The sequence below is a fragment of the Marinobacter sp. ATCH36 genome (assembly GCF_023555055.1).
In the GTDB taxonomy this organism is placed as follows: domain Bacteria; phylum Pseudomonadota; class Gammaproteobacteria; order Pseudomonadales; family Oleiphilaceae; genus Marinobacter.
The window spans coordinates 59,657-81,817 of the sequence record NZ_JAMJPL010000007.1 but is presented as its reverse complement, the minus strand read 5'-3'; the positions used below and the strand labels follow the sequence as shown (position 1 = coordinate 81,817).

General features: G+C 58.6%; 19 protein-coding genes. 15 read left to right on the top strand and 4 right to left on the bottom strand.

Annotation, left to right across the window (positions count from 1 at the left end):
- Positions 1-10: 10 nt before the first annotated feature.
- Together M8010_RS17320 and M8010_RS17315 are read right to left on the bottom strand one after the other, a co-directional pair.
- Positions 11-625 (bottom strand): YceI family protein, encoded by a 615-nt coding sequence (locus M8010_RS17320; RefSeq protein ID WP_250093973.1) that lies wholly within the window; start codon positions 623-625, stop codon positions 11-13.
- The gene (locus tag M8010_RS17315) at positions 622-1,341 is read right to left on the bottom strand and encodes a CDP-alcohol phosphatidyltransferase family protein (protein ID WP_250093972.1); all 720 of its coding nucleotides are present in this window, start codon (positions 1,339-1,341) and stop codon (positions 622-624) included. The genes M8010_RS17320 and M8010_RS17315 overlap by 4 nt, the downstream gene beginning before the upstream one ends.
- A gap of 71 nt (positions 1,342-1,412) precedes the next feature.
- Between M8010_RS17315 and M8010_RS17310 the strand changes: the two genes are divergently transcribed.
- Genes M8010_RS17310 through M8010_RS17295 form a run of 4 tightly spaced genes read left to right on the top strand, consistent with a single transcriptional unit; the run spans position 1,413 to position 5,724 of the window.
- Positions 1,413-2,429, top strand: a complete 1,017-nt coding sequence (locus M8010_RS17310) for a zinc-dependent alcohol dehydrogenase (RefSeq protein WP_250093971.1) — start codon at positions 1,413-1,415, stop codon at positions 2,427-2,429.
- Positions 2,430-2,461: 32 nt separating this feature from the next.
- On the top strand, positions 2,462-2,860 hold the full coding sequence (locus M8010_RS17305) for a 6-pyruvoyl trahydropterin synthase family protein (RefSeq protein WP_250093970.1): 399 nt from the start codon (positions 2,462-2,464) through the stop codon (positions 2,858-2,860).
- The gene (locus M8010_RS17300; protein ID WP_250093969.1) at positions 2,847-4,793 is read left to right on the top strand and encodes a glycosyltransferase; all 1,947 of its coding nucleotides are present in this window, start codon (positions 2,847-2,849) and stop codon (positions 4,791-4,793) included. Before M8010_RS17305 ends, M8010_RS17300 begins: the two co-directional genes overlap by 14 nt.
- A gap of 1 nt (position 4,794) precedes the next feature.
- Positions 4,795-5,724, top strand: coding sequence for a lysylphosphatidylglycerol synthase transmembrane domain-containing protein (locus M8010_RS17295; protein WP_250093968.1), 930 nt, complete (start codon positions 4,795-4,797; stop codon positions 5,722-5,724).
- On the opposite strand, the gene M8010_RS17290 is transcribed toward M8010_RS17295, so the two are convergent.
- The gene (locus M8010_RS17290; protein ID WP_250093967.1) at positions 5,699-6,571 is read right to left on the bottom strand and encodes a RibD family protein; all 873 of its coding nucleotides are present in this window, start codon (positions 6,569-6,571) and stop codon (positions 5,699-5,701) included. The genes M8010_RS17295 and M8010_RS17290 overlap by 26 nt on opposite strands.
- A 131-nt stretch (positions 6,572-6,702) precedes the next feature.
- Here M8010_RS17290 and M8010_RS17285 point away from each other — a divergent pair, with 131 nt between their 5' ends.
- Positions 6,703-6,951, top strand: coding sequence for a hypothetical protein (locus M8010_RS17285; RefSeq protein WP_250093966.1), 249 nt, complete (start codon positions 6,703-6,705; stop codon positions 6,949-6,951).
- A 5-nt stretch (positions 6,952-6,956) separates the two neighbouring features.
- On the opposite strand, the gene galU is transcribed toward M8010_RS17285, so the two are convergent.
- On the bottom strand, positions 6,957-7,793 hold the full coding sequence (galU, locus tag M8010_RS17280) for a UTP--glucose-1-phosphate uridylyltransferase GalU (RefSeq protein ID WP_250093965.1): 837 nt from the start codon (positions 7,791-7,793) through the stop codon (positions 6,957-6,959).
- Positions 7,794-8,130: 337 nt separating this feature from the next.
- Between galU and M8010_RS17275 the strand changes: the two genes are divergently transcribed.
- From M8010_RS17275 to acnD, 10 genes are all read left to right on the top strand, one after another.
- Positions 8,131-9,306: a ShlB/FhaC/HecB family hemolysin secretion/activation protein gene (locus tag M8010_RS17275; protein ID WP_250093964.1), complete on the top strand. Its 1,176-nt coding sequence runs from the start codon at positions 8,131-8,133 to the stop codon at positions 9,304-9,306.
- Between the two features lie 90 nt (positions 9,307-9,396).
- Entirely contained in the window at positions 9,397-10,947 is a 1,551-nt protein-coding gene (locus M8010_RS17270; RefSeq protein ID WP_250093963.1) for a glucan biosynthesis protein G, read from the top strand.
- Positions 10,944-11,210: a hypothetical protein gene (locus tag M8010_RS17265; RefSeq protein ID WP_250093962.1), complete on the top strand. Its 267-nt coding sequence runs from the start codon at positions 10,944-10,946 to the stop codon at positions 11,208-11,210. Before M8010_RS17270 ends, M8010_RS17265 begins: the two co-directional genes overlap by 4 nt.
- Complete coding sequence (gene mdoH, locus M8010_RS17260) at positions 11,203-13,338, top strand: glucans biosynthesis glucosyltransferase MdoH (RefSeq protein ID WP_250093961.1); 2,136 nt, start codon at positions 11,203-11,205, stop codon at positions 13,336-13,338. The genes M8010_RS17265 and mdoH overlap by 8 nt, the downstream gene beginning before the upstream one ends.
- Positions 13,338-14,918: an OpgD/OpgG family glucan biosynthesis protein gene (locus M8010_RS17255; RefSeq protein WP_250093960.1), complete on the top strand. Its 1,581-nt coding sequence runs from the start codon at positions 13,338-13,340 to the stop codon at positions 14,916-14,918. The genes mdoH and M8010_RS17255 overlap by 1 nt, the downstream gene beginning before the upstream one ends.
- A 2-nt stretch (positions 14,919-14,920) precedes the next feature.
- Positions 14,921-16,057, top strand: a complete 1,137-nt coding sequence (locus M8010_RS17250) for an AI-2E family transporter (protein WP_250093959.1) — start codon at positions 14,921-14,923, stop codon at positions 16,055-16,057.
- A gap of 105 nt (positions 16,058-16,162) precedes the next feature.
- Positions 16,163-16,843 (top strand): GntR family transcriptional regulator, encoded by a 681-nt coding sequence (locus tag M8010_RS17245; RefSeq protein ID WP_250093958.1) that lies wholly within the window; start codon positions 16,163-16,165, stop codon positions 16,841-16,843.
- A 159-nt stretch (positions 16,844-17,002) separates the two neighbouring features.
- The gene (gene prpB / locus M8010_RS17240) at positions 17,003-17,887 is read left to right on the top strand and encodes a methylisocitrate lyase (protein WP_250093957.1); all 885 of its coding nucleotides are present in this window, start codon (positions 17,003-17,005) and stop codon (positions 17,885-17,887) included.
- A 171-nt stretch (positions 17,888-18,058) separates the two neighbouring features.
- Positions 18,059-19,189, top strand: a complete 1,131-nt coding sequence (prpC, locus tag M8010_RS17235) for a bifunctional 2-methylcitrate synthase/citrate synthase (RefSeq protein WP_250093956.1) — start codon at positions 18,059-18,061, stop codon at positions 19,187-19,189.
- A gap of 258 nt (positions 19,190-19,447) precedes the next feature.
- Positions 19,448-22,045: a Fe/S-dependent 2-methylisocitrate dehydratase AcnD gene (gene acnD / locus M8010_RS17230; RefSeq protein ID WP_250093955.1), complete on the top strand. Its 2,598-nt coding sequence runs from the start codon at positions 19,448-19,450 to the stop codon at positions 22,043-22,045.
- The last annotated feature ends 116 nt before the right edge of the window (positions 22,046-22,161 follow it).

Genomic DNA, 22,161 nt, shown 5'->3' with positions numbered 1-22,161 from the left:
GAAAAATGGCTCAGAACCACCCTGATTCGCGAATCGCTTCCAGCCCGAAGCGCAGGCGCACTTCGTCGCCTACCAGGTCATTCTCAATGCCGTAGGTCATCCCCCAGTCGCTGCGGTTGATGGTGGTTTCTGCCGTCAGGCCCAGGGTGTATTCCTTATGGCCAATAGGGTACTCGGCGGCTTTGTTGAGTGTAACGTCCAAATCCACCGGCCGCGTCTGGCCCAGCAGGGTCAGGTCGCCGGTGACGATGCCGGTGTTATCTCCGGTGGTTTCAAATCCCGTCACTTCGAACACAATATCGGGAAATTGACCGCTGTTGAGGAAGTCCTGGTTGCGCAGATGATTGTCCCGCTTGTCGTGGTTGGTGAATACGCTTTTGCTCTTGAAGGTCACCTTTCCGGATGTGAGTTTTTTCTCTTCCTCATCGTACTCAAACTGCCCCTCCACATCGCGGAACATTCCCATGACAGGCGCATAACCGATATGCATGATCTCGAAAGCCATGGAGAAATGCTCATCGTCGAGCACGTAGGTTGCCGGCTCGGCCAACGCAGAGGAGCTGGCCAGTGCAAGGCTGGCGGCCGAGGCGGTTGCGATAACCGCGGCTGAGATAGAGTGTTTCATGACTGTCTCCCGGTTTGAAAAAGCCAGCGCAGATCCGTTGCGAACGAATAACACAGTAGCGCCAGAGCGGTTGCGAGTGTCCAGGTTGCAAAAACCGTGGAGGTGATGGGCAGAATGGCAATCATCAGGGTTACCACCTGCCAGACACACACGGTTTTACGTCGAAAGCTTTCCGGTAACGGCAGCTTCATGAACTCCAGCCAGTGGCCCGCGGCCACGAATGCATAACGCATCAGCCCGAGGGCCAGCACCCAGCCGCCGGCTTTTTCCAGTGCTATCACCGCAACACAGAGCCCGAGGATGAACAGGGCATCCAGCTCCATATCAAAACGGGCACCAAACTCGGTTGTGGAGTGGGTGGCCCTGGCAATGGCGCCATCAACCCCGTCCAGTACCAGAGCCAGTAAACAGAGTGACCCATACAACCACAACCAGTTCCCAAGGCCGGCGATAAAAGGTGCAAGGCCAATCAGCGTTACAATCAGTGCGGCTCTTACCAGAGTGGCCCGGTTGGCCCATCCAAAGTCGCGGCCAGAAGGCCAGTAGTAGAGGACAGGAGCGGCAATGGCCAAGTACAGCAACGCTGCGGTAAGGTAAAAAGCCATAGGCAATGCAAACCCGGTGCCCGCAGCTATCACCAGAACGGCAGTCAGGCAAGCCCCCCAGGCCAGGTCGACGGCCAGGGGCAGATCAATTGTCCGGGTTCGGGAATCCATCACTCAACCTCTGCGTATGTGCTTCTTTATGCACTATAGTTGCTTACGTGCGCTGTAAGGAAACAGACGATATGACAAACGCATTCTGGGTCACCGGTCCCCTGGAAGGGGCGATCCGCGAGGGCACGTTCGATCATCATCCCCCGGCCGTGGCAACCGCAGACGATCCGGCGGTTGAGGTCCGGGCGCTGTATTCAGGTATAAGTCGCGGAACCGAATCCCTGGTGTTCGGTAACCAGGTGCCGGAATCCGAGTACCTCACGATGCGGGCACCGTTCCAGGAGGGTGATTTTCCGTTCCCGGTGAAATACGGCTATGCCAGTGTCGGGCAGGTGACCTCGGGCCCTGACCGTCTGGAAGGGAAGCAGGTGTTCTGCCTGTTTCCCCACCAGACCCACTACCGGGTTCCGGCTTCGGCGGTTGTGCCCTTGCCCGATGGTCTGCCTGCAGGCAGAGCGGTGTTGGCGGCGAACATGGAAACGGCTGTTAACGGCTTGTGGGACGCTGCCCCGAAAGTTGGTGACCGTATTGCGGTGGTGGGCCTGGGGGTTGTGGGCCTGTTAGTGGCATGGCTGGCCAGCCGGATACCAGGCACCCGCGTCACGGCACTGGACACCAACCCGGGTCGGAAGGCGGTCGCTGACTTGCTGGGCCTCGATTTCCAGACCCATTGCGAGCAGGATGACCATGACCTGGTGATTCATGCCAGCGGCCACCCGGCAGGTCTTGAATCCGCCCTGCAACTGGTCGGTATGGAAGGGCGTATTATCGAAATGAGCTGGTACGGAAGTCAGACCGTGCCGGTGCCTCTTGGCCAGGCTTTCCATTCACGCCGCCTGACCATCCGTTCAAGCCAGGTGGGCCATCTAAATCCCTTACAGGTGCCACGCTGGCAGTATCGTGACCGCATGGCTCTCGCACTGAACCTGTTGCGGGACGATGTGCTGGATAGCCTTATCACTGGTGAAAGTCCGTTCGAGTCGCTGCCCGAACTAATGCCCGCGCTGGCAGGCGGCCCGGACATAAATCGTTTCGGGCCTTCTGCCGCAGAAACCCTGTGCCATCGTATTGTTTATAACCATCGCTGAAATCACGCACTCGTATAGAGGAAAGTAACCCTATGTTCAGTCTTACCGTCAGGGATCACATGATGATCGCCCACAGCTTCAACGGAGAGATCTTTGGCCCGGCGCAGGGCCTGCACGGCGCCACTTACGTTGTTGATGTTACCTTCGAGCGGGAAACCCTCGACAGCGATGATCTGATTGTCGATATCGGGCTGGCTTCCAGCGTGTTGTCTAAGGTCATTGCTGAGTTCAACATGAAAAACCTGGATGATATCGAAGAGTTCGCCGACCGTAATACCACCACGGAATTCATGGCGGCCACGGTATTTGACCGCATGGCGGCTGCCATACAACAGGGCAGGCTGGGAGAGACCGGAAAAGGCCTGTGCGCCATGAAAGTCACCCTCGGCGAGTCTCATGTTGCCTGGGCCAGTTACCATGGCAAACTCTGATGCCCCGCTATCGGTAACCTTTGTTGTCCCCGGCAACCCGGACCAGAATACCGGTGGCTATCGGTACGTCCGCCGGGTAGCCGAGGGGCTCAGGGACATTGGCGTGGAAGTGTTCCGCGAAGGGTTGGGCAGCATCTTTCCGATTCCGGACGACCAAGCGGAAAGAGCCATGGACAGCCTGTTGGCGAGCCTTGCCGACGGTTCGATTGTTGTCCTGGACGGGCTGGCCATGGGCGCCCTGCCGGATGTCATTGCCAACCATGCCGGGCGTTTGCAGATTGTAGCGCTGGTGCATCATCCGTTGGCGGATGAAACAGGATTAGCGGCCGAAACCCGTGACTGGCTGTTCAGGGTTGAGCGCAGGGCGCTGGCCGCTGTGGCTGGGGTGATCACTACCAGCCGGCATACAGCCGAACGGCTGCGCGACTATAACGTGCCTGCTCAGCGTATTCGTGTGGTGGAACCCGGGGCCGATACCGTCACAGGTGTCGCCGGGGCCAGTAGTGCAGGAAAGGTGCCCGGCAGTACTGTCAACCTGCTGTGTGTCGCTCATCTCTCACCCCGCAAGGCGCAACATCACCTGATCGAGGCCCTGAGTGGTCTGCAGCAATTGCCATGGCATTGCACATTGGCAGGTTCAACGGACCGGGACGAAGCCTATGGTCAGAAAATCCGGGATCTGGTTGAAAAACAAGGCCTTGAGGAACGCGTCACACTGGCAGGGGAACTGGATGATGTTGGACTGGCTCGCGCCTATGAGCGTGCGGACATCTTTGTGTTGCCGTCCGTTTATGAAGGCTATGGCATGGTCATCGATGAAGCCCAGGCTGCGGGCCTGCCAATCATCACCACCGATGGCGGGGCGCTGGCGAGCACCGGTAACCGCCCCGGAACACGACAGTATCCCGCAGGCGATACGGCGCGGCTCAGAACCTGCCTTGAACAATGGCTGAGTAACCCGGAACAATTGTCCCGGGTAGCACAGGAGGCGAGAACGGAAGCACAATATCTGCGCCGCTGGAGCCAGGCCGCAAGAGAGTTCCGGGATGCCCTCGAAAGCCTTCTGCCAACAAACGACCTGACCACCTTTGACAGCGATTGGCTGACCCTACGGGAGCCGGCGGACCACCGGGCCCGCAACCGTTCACTAATGACACATGTTCTGACCTGGGCGAATAAGGAATACAGCGTTCCGGATAAGGCTGGCGGTCAGCATGCGCCTCCGCTGCTGATTGCGGACCTGGGCACGGGCACTGGATCCAATGCCCGACACCTGGTGCCGGCATTGCCCTTGCCCCAACGCTGGATTCTCCTGGACCAGGATAAACACCTGCTCGCGCTGGCCGTAAAACGCATGGAGCACCTGGACGTGCCACTGGAAATCCAGGCCTGCCATTTGACGGCTCAGACACTATCCAGCCACATACCGGAAGATACCCGGCTGGTGACTGCCTCGGCACTGATTGACCTGATGTCGGCGGAATGGCTGAAGGCCCTGGCCAGCGCAGTTGCGACACGCCGCGCAGGCCTCTTGATTGTGCTCACCTACGACGGCCGGTTTGAATTGTCACCAGCAGAGGCTGACGACCACTGGATACTGGCAACGGTTAATGCTCACCAGCACCGCGAAAAGGGCGCAGGTGCCGCCATGGGCCCTGACGCAACCACGTACCTGCAAACCCGGCTGCAAACCTATGGCTATCGGGTATCGGTAGCTCCCAGCCCCTGGCGACTCACACCGGAACAGTCGGCATTACAGACCGCATTGCTGGAAGGCTGGCAACAGGCCGTACTGGAGCAGTCCCCGGGTGAGCAGGTGAGGGCGCAGCGATGGTTTGACAATCGGCTGGCACAGGCACGGGAACAGCGTCTGAGCATCCGCGTAGACCACCAGGACCTGTTTGCCTGGCCCGCTTACGAAGGCTACCGCTGACGTGTCCCGAAGCCAAGTGCCCACCTGGTTGCGATGGATTCTAACCCTGCTGCTGTTGCTGGCGACGGTCACTTTTCTGGATATCTCCGCTATCTGGCAGGAGCTTCGCCGTTTCTCGCTGCCGATTCTGCTGGCGGCAATGGTGATCTCGGTGCTTCAGGTTCTGGTGTCGGCCTGGCGCTGGCGCTACACCGCCGGACGGCTGTCCATCTCATTGCCCTTTGTGATGGCGGCGCGCGAGTACTATCTGGCAACGTTCCTCAATCAGGTATTGCCGGGCGGTGTGCTCGGAGACGTTAACCGGGCCTGGCGCCATAGCCAGGACTCCGGTGCCAGGCTGAAGGCTGTCCACGCGGTGATCATCGAGCGGCTTTCCGGCCAGGTGGTGATGATCTCCGTTGCTATGGGGCTGGGGGCCTGGCTGGCACTGCATCAGGGACGAGTCGCAGGTTTTATTACCGATCTGGGTGCGGTTGCCGCGGGCGTGGTGGTCGCTGCTCTGATCTTACTGGGAGCGGTTGGCCGGCTGTGGGCGCGCGGCAGGGGGTATGTACAGGCATTGCGTCGCGATATTCGCACAGCATTGCTGAGCTGGCCTGCGATTCTGGTGCAGGCGGGGTCCTCCGCTGTGGTGGTGGCAACCTATCTGGGGGTATTTGCGTTGCTCGCGCTGGGAGCCGGGTACTGGACGGGACTTCTTGAGCTGGCAACCCTGATGGCGCTTTGCAGTCTGTTGTTGCTGGCAATGGCGATTCCCCTCAGCGTGGCAGGCTGGGGAGTACGTGAGGGCGCTGCAGCACTGTTATGGCCGCTGGTCGGATTGCCTCCAGAGCAGGGTGTGGCGTTGAGCGTTGGCTACGGGCTGGCGGTTCTGATTTCAAGTTTACCCGGCGTACTGTTCATCGTCACTGGCCGTCAGCCTGCCGGCTGAAATCCAGATCAAACAGCATATCACTACCAAGATCCACCATCTGTGCCCGGGGGCGCAGGGCACTGCCGAGATGGCTGATTTCCGGAAGCGAAAAGGCAGGGCGGCCGCTGCCGATAATCATCGGGGCAACCATTACATGGAGCCGGTCCAGAAGATCCGCGTTAAGGAATTCCGACACTGTCAGCCCGCCACCTTCCACAAAGATTTTGCGTAGGCCAAAGTCGCCGAGAACCGCCAGTATATGAGCAGGTTTCGTGGTTTCATCGGTTCCGAGACAGGGCACTTCCGTAACCCCGTGCCGTGGTGTGAGTTTGTTTCCGCGCCGGTATTCACCGGCAACCAGTCGCAGGGTGGGCGATGCCTCATCGCTGAACAGGTGATGGTCTTCCGGTACCCGCCGGTTGCGGTCAATCACCACCCGCACCGGATTTGCGCCCGTGGTTTTGCGAACAGTAAGCCGGGGGTTATCCGTGGCAGCGGTGCCGGCGCCGACGATAACAGCCTCGGACACGGCCCTGAGGCGGTGCAGGTGTGTTATGCCGTCGTCACCATTAATAAACTTCGAAGCACCGGTAACTGTGGCTATGCGGCCATCCAGGCTTTGTCCCATCTGGCCGACTACCCGGGGCGGTGCTTCTCGTGCAAGGGGGCGGCACAGGGGCAGGAAAACCGACAACAGGTTCCTTGCGTCCGCATCGGCGTGAAGCCGGAGTTGCCAGGCACCATCACTCCCGAGATCCAGTGCCGGGACATCACTGCCCGGTAACGGGAGTGTGGTGTTGCTGCGGTCCACGGCCTCCAGAATCAACGTCCAGGCCGTGTTTTTATCCAGTATTTGTGCCGCCATGCCGAGTAATTCCGTTGCTGGTGGATTCATTATAGATGGATTGTGTGTAAAGCTATATGTACGTTAGATTTCCGGTTTGATTCACTGTCAGCATAGTCAAGCCTTCAGAAACCCGGCTGGGGACATTCCTTATGCGGTACCTGAAAACGCAAAAACCCCTGGAACGCCTGCTGGAACTGGAGGACAGAGGAGACAACGGCCAACTGGAACTGCCGGGCCTGGCATTCAGTGATGGCGATGACCTGTCAGCGGCACTGAAGGAGCTTGAACAGGAAATAGACCGTATCCAGCTGTCGGAGGAAGAGGTGGAATTGCTGCGCCGGTTCCGGAAAACCTCGACTGAAAACCGGCGCATGGTTCTGCAGATATTGGGTAAATAACTCCCTTACTTCGCTTTCTTGTAGATATTCTCGTAAACGTAGTTGGTGGCTTCCACAAAACCATCAATGCTTCCGCAGTCAAAGCGACGCCCCTTGAACTTGTAAGCCAGAACGCAACCGTTCTTTGCCTGTTCCAGCAGCGCGTCGGTAATCTGGACCTCACCGTTCTTGCCCGCAGGCGTGCGCTCAATGATGTCGAAAATATCCGGTGTCAGGATGTAGCGGCCGATGATAGCCAGGTTGCTGGGGGCGTCTTCAGGCGCGGGTTTTTCAACCATGTCGGTAATTCGGTACAGGCCATCCTTCATGGATTCCCCGGCAATCACACCGTACTTGTGGGTTTCGTCTTCCGGCACTTCTTCAATGGCCACAATAGAGCAGCGGAACTGGTTGTAGAGCTTGACCATCTGAGCCAGAACACCCTCGCCATCGCTGTCCGCGACGCAGAAGTCATCCGCCAGCACCACTGCAAAGGGGCTGTCGCCCACCAGGTTGCGACCGGTCAGGATGGCGTGGCCCAGGCCTTTCATTTCATTCTGGCGGGTAAAGGCAAAGGAGTTGTTGTCGATCAGCTCGCGAATGGAGTTAAGCAGGTCTTCCTTGCCTGAACCGGCAATCTGGTGTTCCAGCTCGTAGCTGATGTCGAAGTGGTCTTCAATGGCACGCTTGCCCCGGCCGGTAACAAACCCGAACTCATGAACGCCGGCTTCAGCGGCTTCTTCCACCCCGTACTGCACAAGTGGCTTGTTTACAATCGGCAGGATTTCCTTGGGCATGGCCTTGGTGGCCGGAAGAAAACGGGTGCCGTAGCCGGCAACTGGGAAGAGGCACTTCTTGATCATAACGTTCGTCCTTATATTCGCTTTGGTCGCAGCCTTTGGTGAGTCAGTCATCCTTGCAGGCTGACTCACGAAGTGTGCCAAGTGTAACCAAGTTGTTGGCCTAAATGGAGGCCCCGGTACTGAAATGTAGAGATTGGTAAAAAGGGGAAACTGATCACCGTTGGTGTTGCCTGTTGATTTACATAGAAAAAACATTCAAATAACAATATAACTGACTGTAAAATATACATATTTCATTTGTAAAGTTTGGCAACAGCCGCTGGAATTGTGGCTGCCGATGCAATACATTCCCCACTATGAAAATTTCTTCAGAATTCCAGGCGCAGGTTCCTGACCATTGAAATTATTTCTGTTGATTGCACTGACCTGGTGCATTATCAGCCAATCTCTCTACGCCGGAGAAAACGGCTCCTGGCTTCGAAACGGCTGGCAGCCCTATGCCGCTAATTTTGTTGGCAGTGCGGACGCGTTCAAGGAAGAGCGCGAGCACTGGTTGCGGTCGCGGCTGAAGTTCTCCGGCAAGACGGCACTGAACAGTGATGGTATCGACGGATCAGTGGGTGTCGCAGCAGACAGACTCATCGGCCAGAACGATGCCATCGGGTTCGACTACCGCGATGCCCGGTCCTACAAGAACGATACTGACTCCAGCGCTGCATCGTTTCGCTATCGTTTTCCGGCAGGAGCGAACCGGGTTCGGATCGAGGCGGGGAGGTCCCGTTACGACCACGCGGCAAGTAATGGTAGCCGCCGCTTTAACGCCAGTGGTGAATCCCGTGTTATGGGCTTCGGCATCAGCCGGCCCCTGTTTTCGCGGTTCGGCATGGCCTTTGGCGGAATCGCCCAACATCGGGGGCGTGACAGTGAATCTTTCAAGGAAAGCAGTCTGGTTTCCGAATCCCGTTACCAGCTTTCAACCCTTGGCCTGGAAGCAAATGGTGGCTATGAACTGTGGGGCGGGCTTTTCGCCAACACCCGTATGCTCGCGTTGCGTGGTCGCGAATCCCAGGCAACCGACTACCCGATGCAAGACGATACCTCAGAGGAGGGGGATTTTTACAAGGTGGCCATGTCCGCCTCTGTGGAGCATGAGCTGTTCCAGTGGAACTTGCGGGTCAAGGGCCGGTATCAGTTTGCGGATGAAGACCTTCCGGGCTCCGAGTATCTGACGGTTGCGGGCCCGTCCATGTTGACCGGCTTCAACGGTCAGTCGGTTGCCGTGATCAGGGGTGGCTGGCTGCGGCTGGATACCGCCAGCCCCGCCTGGCCCATGCCATTCGTTGACGGTGTATTGTCCAGTATAAACTTCGCCGTACTTCAGGGCTGGGTTCCGTATTCAGCGGCTCAGGCCAACCGTCACGGCAAGGCCAGTGCGGGCCAGGTCTCCCTGAAGATGCAGGGCAGGGCCTTCACCGCCAACGTCAGCGTAGGCCGGATGCTTCGCACATCAAGCACGGCCATGACAATGCCCGACCATCCGGACGTGCGGTTCTCGCTGTCCATGGGGATCTGATTCCCAGCCTTACAAAGTTGTCACTTGAGTAAGTTTCCGCCGCAGGTGCTACATTAATAGCTCAAAGGGACGGCTAAAGGTCGGAGAACCATGCGCTCAGGGACAGGATTGCTGACACTGCTTATATTGCCGTGTTTTCTCTACACCGTTTCGGCCCGGGCTTTCGAGTTTGAAGAGGTGGTCAACAGGGCGAGGGCCCTGGCCGAAGGAAAGTACAATCCGCCACCCGAGGTGCCCGGATTCCTCAGAGCCCTGGATTACCGGGATTACCAGGCAATTCGATTCAACCCGGAGGCCAGTCTCTGGCGGGAAGGGCGTTCCCGTTTTCACGTCATGATGGTTCCGCCAGGGAATTTCTATACCCACACCGTAGCGCTCAACGAGATTGATGCCAATGGGGTCCGCCCTATTTCCTTTGACAAAGCCGCGTATAGCTTTCCCGGTGACCTGGCCAGGCGAATTCCCGCCGATCTCGGCCATGCCGGTTTTAAACTCACCTATCCTCTCGGGGAGGAAACGGAACAGAATCAGTTTCTGGTTTTTGCCGGAGCGAGTTACTTCCGGGGAGTCGGGGCGGGCAACCGGTTCGGTCTGTCGGCGAGAGGTATAGCCGTAAATACCGGCCTTCCCTCTGGCGAAGAGTTTCCCGCCTTTGTTGAGTTCTGGCTTGAACGGCCCGGTGGCAACAGTGATCGTATGCGAATTTACGGGTTGCTGAACGGGCCCAGTGTTGCCGGGGCTTACCGCTTCGATATACAGCCTGGGCAAACCACCCGAATCGACGTCACGGCCGAGCTGTTTTTTCGAAACGCAGTGCGACTGCCGGGCCTCGCACCACTCACCTCCATGTTTTATTACGGCGAGAATACCGAGCGGCCAGTGGGGGAGTGGCGGCCGCAGGTTCATGACTCGGATGGCTTGCTGATCCACGACGCGGGCAGTGGCGAGTGGTTATGGCGCCCTCTGGTCAATCCCTCACGTCTTAGCCTCAATTACCTGCAGGTGAATCGCCTGGGCGGATTTGGCCTTATCCAGAGAGACACTGCCTTTCATGACTTTGAGGATGCAGAAGCCCGATACGATTTGCGCCCCAGCGCGTGGGTATCACCCCGGCCGGGCTGGTCCGGAGGTGAGGTAGTATTGGTGGAGATACCCACGAACTCGGAAACCAACGACAACATCGTCGCTTTCTGGCAACCGAAAGAAGAGGCGAGCGCGGGGTCTCACCATAAAATTGCCTATACGCTCAGCATTGGTAGCCGCGACGTGGCTGGTCAGGACACCGGGCGGGCGATGAAAACGTATGTGGGGGATGGTAACCGCATCGGCGGTGGGAATGCGGAGAAAGCATACCGCATTATCGTGGATTTTGCTGGCGGACCACTGGACGCACTCAAACCGGATGCGGCGGTGGTCAGCAACGTTAGTGAGGGAAGCGGTAGCGACGGTGCTGAAATCATTGAGCATTTTGTAGAGTACATAGCAGCGGATAACAACTGGCGCCTGTCCATGCTGGTGCGCCCGGGTAACGGAGAGCATCCGGTTTTCCGCGGCCAGTTGCTGCTCGACGACAAGCCCCTGACGGAGGTCTGGACCTATTCGCTATCGCAGGCTGCCAGGATTCGACAGGGTGGATCATGACAGGCGTCCTGGATATGCCGGAAATCCTGTGCCAGCAGGCCCTGGAACGCGTGTTGGCCTATCTGGGTGACGATGGTGTTGTGCTGACAACGGACACCTGCCGGCAGGCCCTTCGCCTTGTGGAATCGGCACTTGCCGAAGGTGCGGGCCCGGACCTACCTGCCCGGTGTATCGCCAGTATTCCCGATTATTTCGAGCATCCTTCTGAAAGCATTCCGGAAGCCAACCCAACGCTGAAACGCGGATCTATCGGATATGACTGACATGGCTGATGCGGCAAATACACTGGCCCGGAGACGTTCCGGCAGCTGGCGCAGGGCCGCTACGTTCAGGCGGTTATTGTTGACCATCTTTGTAGTGGGACAAACCCTTGTCGCCTGCTATTTTCTGCTCTGGGTTCTGCCTTACCACGGTGGCACCCTGGTGGAGCTCGGACTGCTGATTCTCTTTGCCCTGCTGTACATGTGGATTGCCGTGGGCTTCTGGACGGCAATATTCGGCTTCGTGTTGAGGCTGGCCGGAGGCGACCGCTACAGCCTTCTCAAGCGTCATCCAGAGGACGCGCTGGAGGCCACGCCGCTGGCCAAAACGGCGATAATCATGCCGGTCTATCACGAGCCCGTGCACTGGACACTCAGCGGGCTCAAGGCGGTATACCAGGACCTGGAACGCTGCGGCCATCTGGACCAGTTTGAATTCCATATTCTCTCAGACAGTCGGGACCCGAATGTCTGGCTCGAAGAACAGGCCACCTGGTACCGCCTGTGCCAGGAGCTTGGGGCAGAAGGGCGTCTTTTCTACCGTCGCCGGCGGGTGAACCTCAACTTCAAAAGCGGCAATGTGGCAGACTTCCTCCGCCGCTGGGGTCGCTGCTATCGCTACATGGTGGTCCTGGATGCGGACAGCCTGCTCAGTGCGGATACCATAGTGCGCATGGTGCAGCTGATGGAGCGGGAGCCGAACGTTGGCATACTGCAGACCGCTCCTTCCATTATCAACGGCGAGTCACTGTTTGCCAGGGTGCAGCAGTTTTCCAACCGGCTTTACTCCACGCTGTTTGCCACTGGCCTTGCTGCCATTCAGATGGGGGATGCCGCCTTCTGGGGGCACAATGCCATTATCCGGGTCAAACCCTTCATGGACCATTGCGGCCTGCGCAAGTTGCGCGGATTCGGCCTGTTTCGCGGCCCCATCATGAGCCACGACTTTGTCGAGGCGGCCTATATGGGCAGGGCTGGTTATGAAGTCTGGCTGGAGCCCGGCCTTGGCAGCAGCTTTGAGGAATCTCCGCCGACGCTTTCGGACGAGTTGTCCCGTGACAACCGCTGGTCGCGGGGTAATCTCCAGCATCTATGGATTCTGCTGTTCGGCCGCCGCCTTCGCCTGGCCCACCGGATGGCTCTGTTGAACGGTGTGATGGCTTACATGGCCTCGCCGCTATGGTTGGCTTTCCTGATCCTGACCACCGTGGAAGCGGTTCAGATGACTGTTGCCAGTATCGACTATTTCCCCGAGGGGCATCAGGGGCTATTCCCGCTCTGGCCGGAATGGCGACCGGAATGGGCGTTGGGCCTGGCGTTAAGTACCCTGTCGCTGCTGTTCATTCCGAAATTTCTCGCCATCCTGGACGCGGTTATTCACGGCGTTGCCAGGCAGTTTGGTGGTGCCTTTCGGCTGTTTGTCAGCGTGTTGGCAGAGATTGTGGTTTCCGTGCTGCTCGCACCGGTACGAATGATGGCCCATAGTCGTTATGTGATCGGTGCCTTACTGAACCTGTCACTGACCTGGGCCGGCCAGAACCGTACACAGGAGACCTCGTGGCGGGAGGCCTTTATAACCCAGTTCCCCGGCATGCTGGTTGCGGCGGGTTGGTCGGCTTTTGCCTGGAGTCTGGACCCGATGTTTTTCCTCTGGTCACTGCCTGTCGCTATTCCGCTGGTGCTCGCGGCCCCCACGTCGGTACTGCTGAGTAAGGTCAGCGCCGGCCAGGCGCTGCGTGAATGGGGCATGCTCGTCATTCCAGAAGAACGTGAGCCCGTTCAAGTACTGGAGGATGCCCGCGCAGCCAGGCGCGACAGCAGAAATGATTCCATGCTGACAGCGGTGGAAGAAGCGGTGGTCCGGCCCAGACTGAACAGGCTTCATCAGGCACTGGCACGGGATGTCCGCCTTGCCAAGCGGGAAGAGTTGCTGGTGCCGCTGGTGAAACACTTTGGCGCAGAGGGCCCCGACGCATTGTCCCGTGCCGAACTCAGCCAATTGTTCCGCGACAGGCAGGCCCTGGCGGAGCTACACCAGCTTGCCTGGCAGGCACCGACCGACAGTTTCTGGGGCCGGCGTATCACCATGCTGAGCAGAAAAGGCAGAAAACGCAGAACACGGAGCGCATGATGGATAGACGCACACTGATCAAAACCTTCGTGGCCCTTGCTGGCGCCCAGGCACTGCCGCTCTCTGTGCTGATGTTTAGCCGGCAGACGCAGGCAGAAGCGATGGGCGAGGCCCGCCCGTTCAGCTATGGCTGGCTCAAAGGCCATGCCAGAAATCTGGCTGACATACCCTGGAGATCTGGAGAAGAGAGCTTGCCCGGCTCGTTGAAACAACTGTCATGGGACGACTATCAGGCCATTCGGTTTCGCCCCGAAGAAGCCCTTTGGCGCAAGGACGATAACGCGTTCCAGGTTCAGTTGTTCCACCTCGGCCTGTATTTCAAGTCGCCGGTGCGCATTTACGAGCTGGAAAACGGCCAGGCCCGGGAACTCGCTTATCGGCCAGGCTACTTTCGTTACGAAGGCGAGGAGCCGCTGGGTAACCTGCCCGAGGATCTTGGCTACGCCGGATTCCGGGTGCATTTCCATACCGATTACGAAAGGGATCTGGCCGCCTTCCTGGGAGCCAGCTACTTCCGCGCGGTGGGTTCCGATATGCAGTACGGCCTTTCCGCCAGGGGCCTGGCTATCGACACTGGCCTGAATCGTGAAGAGGAATTTCCGCAATTTACCGCGTTCTGGCTGGAAAAGCCGGCGCCTGGCAGTCATCGGATGGTGGTCTACGCATTGCTGGACTCCCCCAGCACCACTGGCGCCTACGCATTCACCATGACCCCCGGGCGAGACATGGTCATGAAGGTAGACGTGGCCTTGTACCCACGCAAACCCATGGAGCGGGTAGGCCTGGCACCGCTGACCAGCATGTACCAGACCGGAGAGAACAATCGCCGCATGGCTAACGACTGGCGCCCGGAAATCCATGATTCCGATGGCCTGGCGGTTCATAACGGGCAGGGTGAATGGCTGTGGCGACCGTTGGTAAACCCGAGATCCGTGCGGGTGAACAGTTTTGTCGACAACAATCCGCGAGGCTTTGGCTTGCTTCAGCGCGACCGGGATTTTGCCCACTACCAGGACGACGGCGTGTTTTATGACAAGCGCCCCAGTGCCTGGGTGGAACCTCATGGGGAGTGGGGCAGTGGCAGTGTGATGCTAGTTGAAATTCCCACCAAAGATGAGACTTTCGACAATATCGTTGCCTTCTGGAACCCGGAAAAACCGCTGGAACCGGGCAACGAGTATCTGTATGCCTACACCCTGACCTGGGGTGCAGAGCCACCTAAACAGCCCGAAAAACTGGCTACCGTGCAGGCGACACGCACCGGGATCGGAGGCGTGATTGGCCAGAAACGAGACTATTTTTCCTGGCGGTTTGCCGTGGATTTCGCCGGTGGTGCCCTGCCGTTGCTGTCCGCTGATGCAGAAGTAGAGCCACTGATCACCGCCAGTAGGGGCCGGGTTGAAATTACCTCGGCCCGCCCTCTGACCTCCATTGACGGGTACCGGGCCATGTTTGACCTGGTCCCGGATAATTCACTGGAGCCCATCGACTTGCGGCTGCAATTGAGGCTGGGCGAACAGGTGCTTACGGAAACCTGGCTTTACCAGTACACGCCACCGCCGCAGAAAGAGAGGGCGTAGCTATGGAAGAGCGGGAAATAGAAACAGAGGGGGTGTCTGAACGCAGCCTGATAGAGCGGATAAATGTTCGCAATACCGCGATGATTATCCTCACCTCCGTCGCGGCGCTGTATTTCATCTCCTGGGCCCAGGCGGTACTCGTCCCCCTGGTGGGAGCCATTCTCATCAGTTACGCCCTGGACCCACTGGTGTCCGGGCTGGAAAGATTCCGGATTCCCCGCCCCCTTGGCGCCGCACTGATGTTGATCATTCTGGTGGTCACCATTGTTGGCGCAAGCATACCGCTGAAACGGGAAACCATTGCCATACTGGAAAAGGCCCCCTGGGCCATCGAGCAGTTCCAGCGTCAAGAAGCGCGCTCCGCTCCGAAGGAAGAAGGTGTCGTGGAAAAGGCCCAGGATGTGGCCAAGAAGATCGAGGATAGCGCCAAGGGTGATGAAGAGTCGGAGGACGAGCCTGAGGTGATGCGAGTCAGGGTTGTGGACGAGCCGTTCAAAATCCGGAAATTCCTGATGGAGGGTTCTTCAACGATACTGGTGGTTGTTTCGCAGGTTTTTTCCGTACTGTTACTGGTGTATTTCATGCTCGCGGCGGGGAGGCTCTATAAGCGCAAAGTCGTCAAACTGTCGGGGCCTGCATTCAGCGACATGCGCAAGGCTGCACGGATCATGAACGAATTTCACGGCCAGGTGCGGCGTTTCCTGTTCGTGATGCTGCTGGGCGCTTTGTTTGTGGGGTTTTTCACCTGGCTGGCGTTTTTTTTCCTGGGGATGGAGCAGGCCGTTTTCTGGGGCGTGGTGGCCGGCCTGGCGAGTGTTGTACCTTATCTGGGGCCGTTTCTGGTGATGGCGGGTACCGGAGTGGCTGCATTCATTCAGTTTGGCACTATCGATATGGCCATACTTGTCGCCGCTGTGTCGCTGGTGATAACCAGTATCCAGGGTAACCTGCTGCTCCCCATGCTCACCAGCCGCGTTTCCAGCCTCAACGAAATTGCTATCTTCATCGGCCTGTTGTTCTGGGGGTGGCTCTGGGGTCCGGTCGGGCTCATTATCGCGACACCGGTGCTGATGATCATCAAAACCCTGTGTGACCACGTCGGTAATTTACGTGCGGTGGGGGAGTTGTTAGGTAAATGAGGGTGTCATGTCAACAATTGGCTAATCCTTAATCTATGGATTGTTGACAATAACGATAGATGGGCGTAAATTTCCGGCAATTAAAGTCACTATTGTTGACAAAAAATGTCTGAAGCAGCCACCCAAACCTACACCCGTGCCGACGAAGCCTTTGATTGTCTGCAAACAGCGATCGTAAAAGGTGACCTCGCCCCTGGCGAGAAAATAGGCGAGGTGGAGCTCTGCTCCCGTTTCAACCTTACCCGCGGGCCTCTCAGGGAAGCCCTGGGCCGTCTGGAATCCCGTGGACTACTGGTCCGCCGGCCCCATGCCGGGGTAAAAGTCGTCTCCGTAAGCGCCGAAGAACTCCTGGAGCTGTACCGCATCCGCGAGACCATGGAAGGCCTCGCCGCTCGCCAGGCCGCCGAACGCATGACCGACGAAGAAATCGCCGACCTCCAGGCCACCCTCGACAGCCACGAAAAAATGATCGAAGAAGCCCAGGGCCAGGCCTACTACCAGGCCGAAGGCGATTACGACTTCCACCACCGCATCGCCACCGGCAGCCGCAACACAAAACTCGCGCAAATGCTGCTGGGTGATCTTTACTATATGGTCCGGATGTACCGATATCGCCTAAGCACCTCCTCCGGCCGGCCCCACATGGCCCTGGGAGAACACCGAAGAATCGCAGAAGCCATAGCCCAACGCGACGGCGAACTGGCAGAATTCCTGATGAAACGCCACATTAATGCGGCCAGGAAGAATATAGAAAAGAGGATCCAGAACGGGACTGCGGGGGTCTAAAGGGGTCTGACCCCGAACGGGGTCAGACCCCAAACATACTGACAATTCATCAGGACACGGGGTCAGTCCCCAACCAAACCGACAATTTGTCAATTCACTGGGGTCAGTCCCCGTTCGGGGACAGACCCCGGGACAGACCAAACAAAAGAGGCCAACACCATGACCAAAAAAACATCCCCAGGCGCACGCTTCCGCAAAGCCCTGAAAGAAAACCACCCACTCCAGATCGTGGGCACCATCAACGCCTACACCGCCATGATGGCGGAGAAGGTCGGTCATCAGGCCATCTATCTGTCCGGCGGTGGTGTGGCAAACGCTTCCTACGGCCTGCCGGATCTGGGCATGACGACCATGAACGATGTGGTGGAAGATGTCCGTCGTATCACCGCAGCCACCGACGTTCCGCTGCTGGTAGACATCGACACCGGCTGGGGTGGGGCGTTCAATATCGGCCGCACCATTAAGGAAATGGAACGCGCCGGCGCGGCTGCCGTTCATATTGAAGACCAGGTCGCCCAGAAGCGCTGTGGCCATCGCCCCAACAAGGAGATCGTGTCCCAGGAAGAAATGGTCGACCGCATCAAGGCCGCGGTGGATGCCCGGGAAGACGACGACTTCTTTATCATGGCCCGCACCGACGCCTTCCAGAAAGAAGGCCTTGAAGCTGCCATCGAACGCGCTAAAGCCTGCATCGAAGCCGGCGCCGACGGCATCTTCGCCGAAGCCGTCACCGAACTGGAACACTACAAAGCCTTCTCCGAAGCGCTGGACGTGCCAGTACTGGCCAACATCACCGAATTCGGCGCCACACCGCTGTACAACCGCAAAGAACTTGCAGAAGCCGGCGCCGGTATGGTGCTCTACCCACTAAGCGCCTTCCGCGCCATGAACAAAGCCGCGCTGACGGTGTACGAAAACATCCTCGAAAAAGGCGACCAAAAAGACGTGGTTGACCTGATGCAAACGCGCATGGAACTTTACGATTTCCTCAACTACCACGACTTCGAACAGAAGCTGGATGAGTTGTTTCGGCGCGGGGTCTGATTCAGGGGTCTGACCCCGAACGGGGTCAGACCCCAAATCTACTGACCCGCTAACAGGCCAATATAAATGGGGTCAGACCCCAAAGGGTCAGACCCCGAGAACCCGCTAACATGCCAATGGGGTCAGACCCGAAAGGATCTGACCCCGGAGAAACATCCGGGAGAACCAACGATGAGCGAAGCAAAAAAACTAGGCGGCGCAGGCCTTCGCGGCCAGGTAGCCGGCGTAACATCACTTTGTACCGTCGGCCAGTCCGGCACTGGCCTGACCTATCGCGGTTATGACATCAGCGACCTGGCCGAACACGCCCAGTTCGAGGAAATCGCCTACCTGTTGCTGCGCGGCAAGTTGCCCAATCGCCAGGAACTGGACGCCTATAAGCAAAAACTAGCCAGCCTGCGCGAATTGCCATACGCAGTGAAGTCGGTGCTGGAGCATATCCCCAAAAACGCCCACCCTATGGACGTCATGCGCACTGGCTGCTCCATGCTGGGCAACCTGGAAACCGAAACCGACTTCAGTCAGCAGGACGACAAGATCGACCGCATGCTGGCCCTGTTCCCCGCCATTATTACCTACTGGTACCGCTTCGCCCATGAAGGCGTGCGTATTGAGACAGCCAGTGACGTGGACTCCATCGGCGGGCATTTCCTCGAGTTGCTCCACGGCAAGAAGCCCAGCGAGCTGCACGAGCGGGTGATGAACGTGTCTCTGATTCTCTACGCCGAGCACGAGTTCAATGCCTCCACCTTTACCGCCCGCGTCTGCGCCTCCACGCTGTCTGACATCCACAGCTGTGTCACCGGTGCCATCGGCACCCTGCGTGGCCCGCTGCATGGCGGCGCCAACGAAGCGGCCATGGCACTGATCCAGAAGTTCAAAACCCCGGACGAAGCCGAAGAAGGCCTGATGGGCATGCTGGAGCGCAAGGAAAAGATCATGGGCTTTGGCCACGCGATCTACCGCGACTCCGACCCGCGTAACGCCATCATCAAGAAATGGTCTGAAAAACTGGCCAACGAAGTCGGCGACACCGTGCTGTACCCGGTATCGGTACGCTGCGAAGAAGTCATGTGGCGCGAGAAGAAGCTCTTCTGCAACGCCGACTTCTTCCACGCCTCGGCCTATCACTTCATGGGCATCCCCACGGAACTGTTCACCCCCATCTTCGTGATGTCCCGCGTATCCGGCTGGACCGCCCACGTCAAAGAACAGCGCGAAAACAACCGCATCATCCGCCCCAGCGCCGACTATGACGGGCCGGACCATGCGGAGTGGGTGCCGATTGATAAGCGGCCGTAGCCGTTGGCCTGAGGTCTCACTCCGGGGTCTGACCCCGAACGGGGTCAGACCCCATAAACACTGACCAGGCCTAAGATGTTACTCCGGGGTCTGACCCCTTGGGGTCAGACCCCACAAACACTGACCAGGCCTCAGCCCCACCACTAGTCAGACCCGGTCAATTTAATTGGGGTCAGACCCCGGAGCACCAGTCAGACCTGGTCAATTTAAATGGGGTCAGACCCCATGCGGGGTCTGACCCCTAGGAGCAAAAAAACGATGAACAACGATTACCGCAAACCCCTCCCAGGCACCGACCTGGACTATTTCGACACCCGCCAGGCCGTGGAGGACATCCAGCCTGGCGCGTATGACAAACTTCCGTACACCTCCAAAATCCTGGCGGAGCAGCTGGTTCGCCGCTGCGTTCCGGAGGCGCTGACGGACTCCCTGAAGCAGCTGATCGAGCGCAAGCGGGACCTGGACTTTCCCTGGTACCCGGCGCGGGTGGTCTGCCACGACATCCTCGGCCAGACTGCCCTGGTGGATCTTGCCGGCCTGCGTGACGCCATCAAAGAGAAGGGCGGTGACCCGGCCAAGGTCAATCCTGTGGTTCCCACTCAGCTCATCGTGGATCACTCCCTGGCCGTTGAGCACGCCGGCTTCGAGAAAGACGCGTTTGAAAAGAACCGTCAGATCGAAGACCGCCGCAACGATGACCGCTTCCACTTTATCAACTGGACCAAGACTGCGTTCAAGAACGTGGACGTGATTCCCCCGGGCAACGGCATCATGCACCAGATCAACCTGGAGAAGATGTCACCGGTGGTTCAGAATCGTGAAGGCGTTGCCTTCCCGGACACCTGCGTCGGCACCGACAGCCACACCCCGATGGTGGACGCCCTGGGCGTTATTTCCGTAGGCGTCGGCGGCCTGGAAGCCGAAAGCGTCATGCTCGGCCGTGCCTCCATGATGCGACTGCCGGACATCGTCGGTGTGGAGCTGAGCGGTAAACTGCAGCCTGGCATCACCAGCACCGATATGGTCCTGGCCATCACCGAATTCCTGCGCAAGGAAAGAGTGGTAGGGGCTTACCTGGAATTCTACGGAGAAGGGGCCGACAGCCTCACCGTGGGCGACCGCGCCACCATCTCCAACATGACCCCGGAATACGGCGCCACCGCTGCCATGTTCTACATCGACGGCCAGACCATCGATTATCTCAAGCTGACCGGCCGTGAAGACGATCAGATAGCCCTGGTTGAGACCTACGCCAAGGAAACGGGCCTGTGGGCAGACAGCATGAAAAACGCCGAATACGAGCGTGTGCTGAAATTTGACCTGTCCAAGGTTACCCGTACCCTGGCTGGCCCTTCGAACCCCCATGCGCACCTGCCCACCTCCGAATTGGCCGAGCGTGGCATTGCCGGCAAGTGGGAGAAGGAAGAAGGTCTGATGCCGGATGGTGCCTGCATCATCGCCGCCATCACCAGTTGCACGAACACCAGCAACCCGCGCAACATGGTAGCTGCCGGCCTGATCGCCCGTAACGCCAACAAGCTGGGCCTGACCCGCAAGCCCTGGGTGAAAACCTCCCTGGCGCCGGGTTCCAAGACCGTCAAAATGTACCTGGAAGAAGCCAAACTGCTGCCGGAACTGGAACAACTCGGCTTCGGCGTTGTGGCGTTTGCCTGCACCACCTGTAACGGCATGAGCGGTGCCCTGGACCCTGAGATCGCAAAGGAAATCATCGACCGGGACCTGTATTCCACCGCCGTGCTTTCCGGTAACCGGAACTTCGATGGCCGGATTCACCCCTACGCCAAACAGGCATTCCTGGCTTCACCGCCACTGGTGGTCGCCTACGCTATCGCCGGCACCATTCGCTTCGATATCGAAAAAGATGCCCTGGGCTACGACCAGGATGGCGACCCCGTCACCCTGAAAGACATCTGGCCGGATGACCCGGAAATCGATGCCATCGTGAAGGAAAGCGTGAAGCCGGAACAGTTCCGCAGCACCTACATCCCGATGTTCGACATCACCCGGGACGCCCATGCCAATACCGACCCGAATTACGACTGGCGGCCCATGAGCACCTACATCCGCCGCCCGCCGTACTGGGAAGGCGGTATGGTAGGGGAGAAGAACCTCAAGGGCATGCGCCCGCTGGCAGTGCTTCCAGACAACATCACCACGGATCACCTGTCGCCGTCCAATGCCATCCTGATGGACAGTGCGTCCGGTGAGTACCTGCACAAAATGGGCGTGCCGGAGGAAGACTTCAACTCCTACGCCACCCACCGTGGTGACCACCTGACTGCCCAGCGTGCCACCTTCGCCAACCCGAAACTGTTCAACGAAATGGTGCTGGACGAAAAGGGCAACGTGAAGCAGGGCTCCCTGGCACGCATCGAACCGGAAGGTACGGTAACCCGTATGTGGGAAGCCATCGAAACCTACATGGAGCGCAAGCAGCCGCTGATCATCATTGCCGGCGCCGACTACGGCCAGGGATCCTCCCGCGACTGGGCCGCCAAAGGCGTTGCCCTGGCAGGTGTAGAAGCCATCGTGGCCGAAGGCTTCGAACGCATCCACCGCACCAACCTGGTGGGCATGGGCGTAATGCCCCTGCAGTTCGAAGAAGGCACCACCCGCAAAACCCTGGCCCTCGACGGCACCGAAACCTACGACGTAGAAGGCACCGCCGCACCCCGCGCTGAACTGACGCTGGTCATCCACCGCAAAAACGGCAGCACCGAACGCGTGCCCGTAATCTGCCGCCTGGATACCGCCGAAGAAGTCTCGATCTACCAGGCCGGCGGAGTGTTGCAACGTTTCGCCGAGGACTTCCTCCAGTCCGAGGGGGCAGCCTAACGGGGTCTGAAAGGGGTCTGACCCTGCGGGGTCAGACCCCACCCCCATTGACCAAGCTGAAGAGGACTCAGGGGTCTGACCCCAGGGGGTCAGACCCCAATCCCATTGACCAAGCC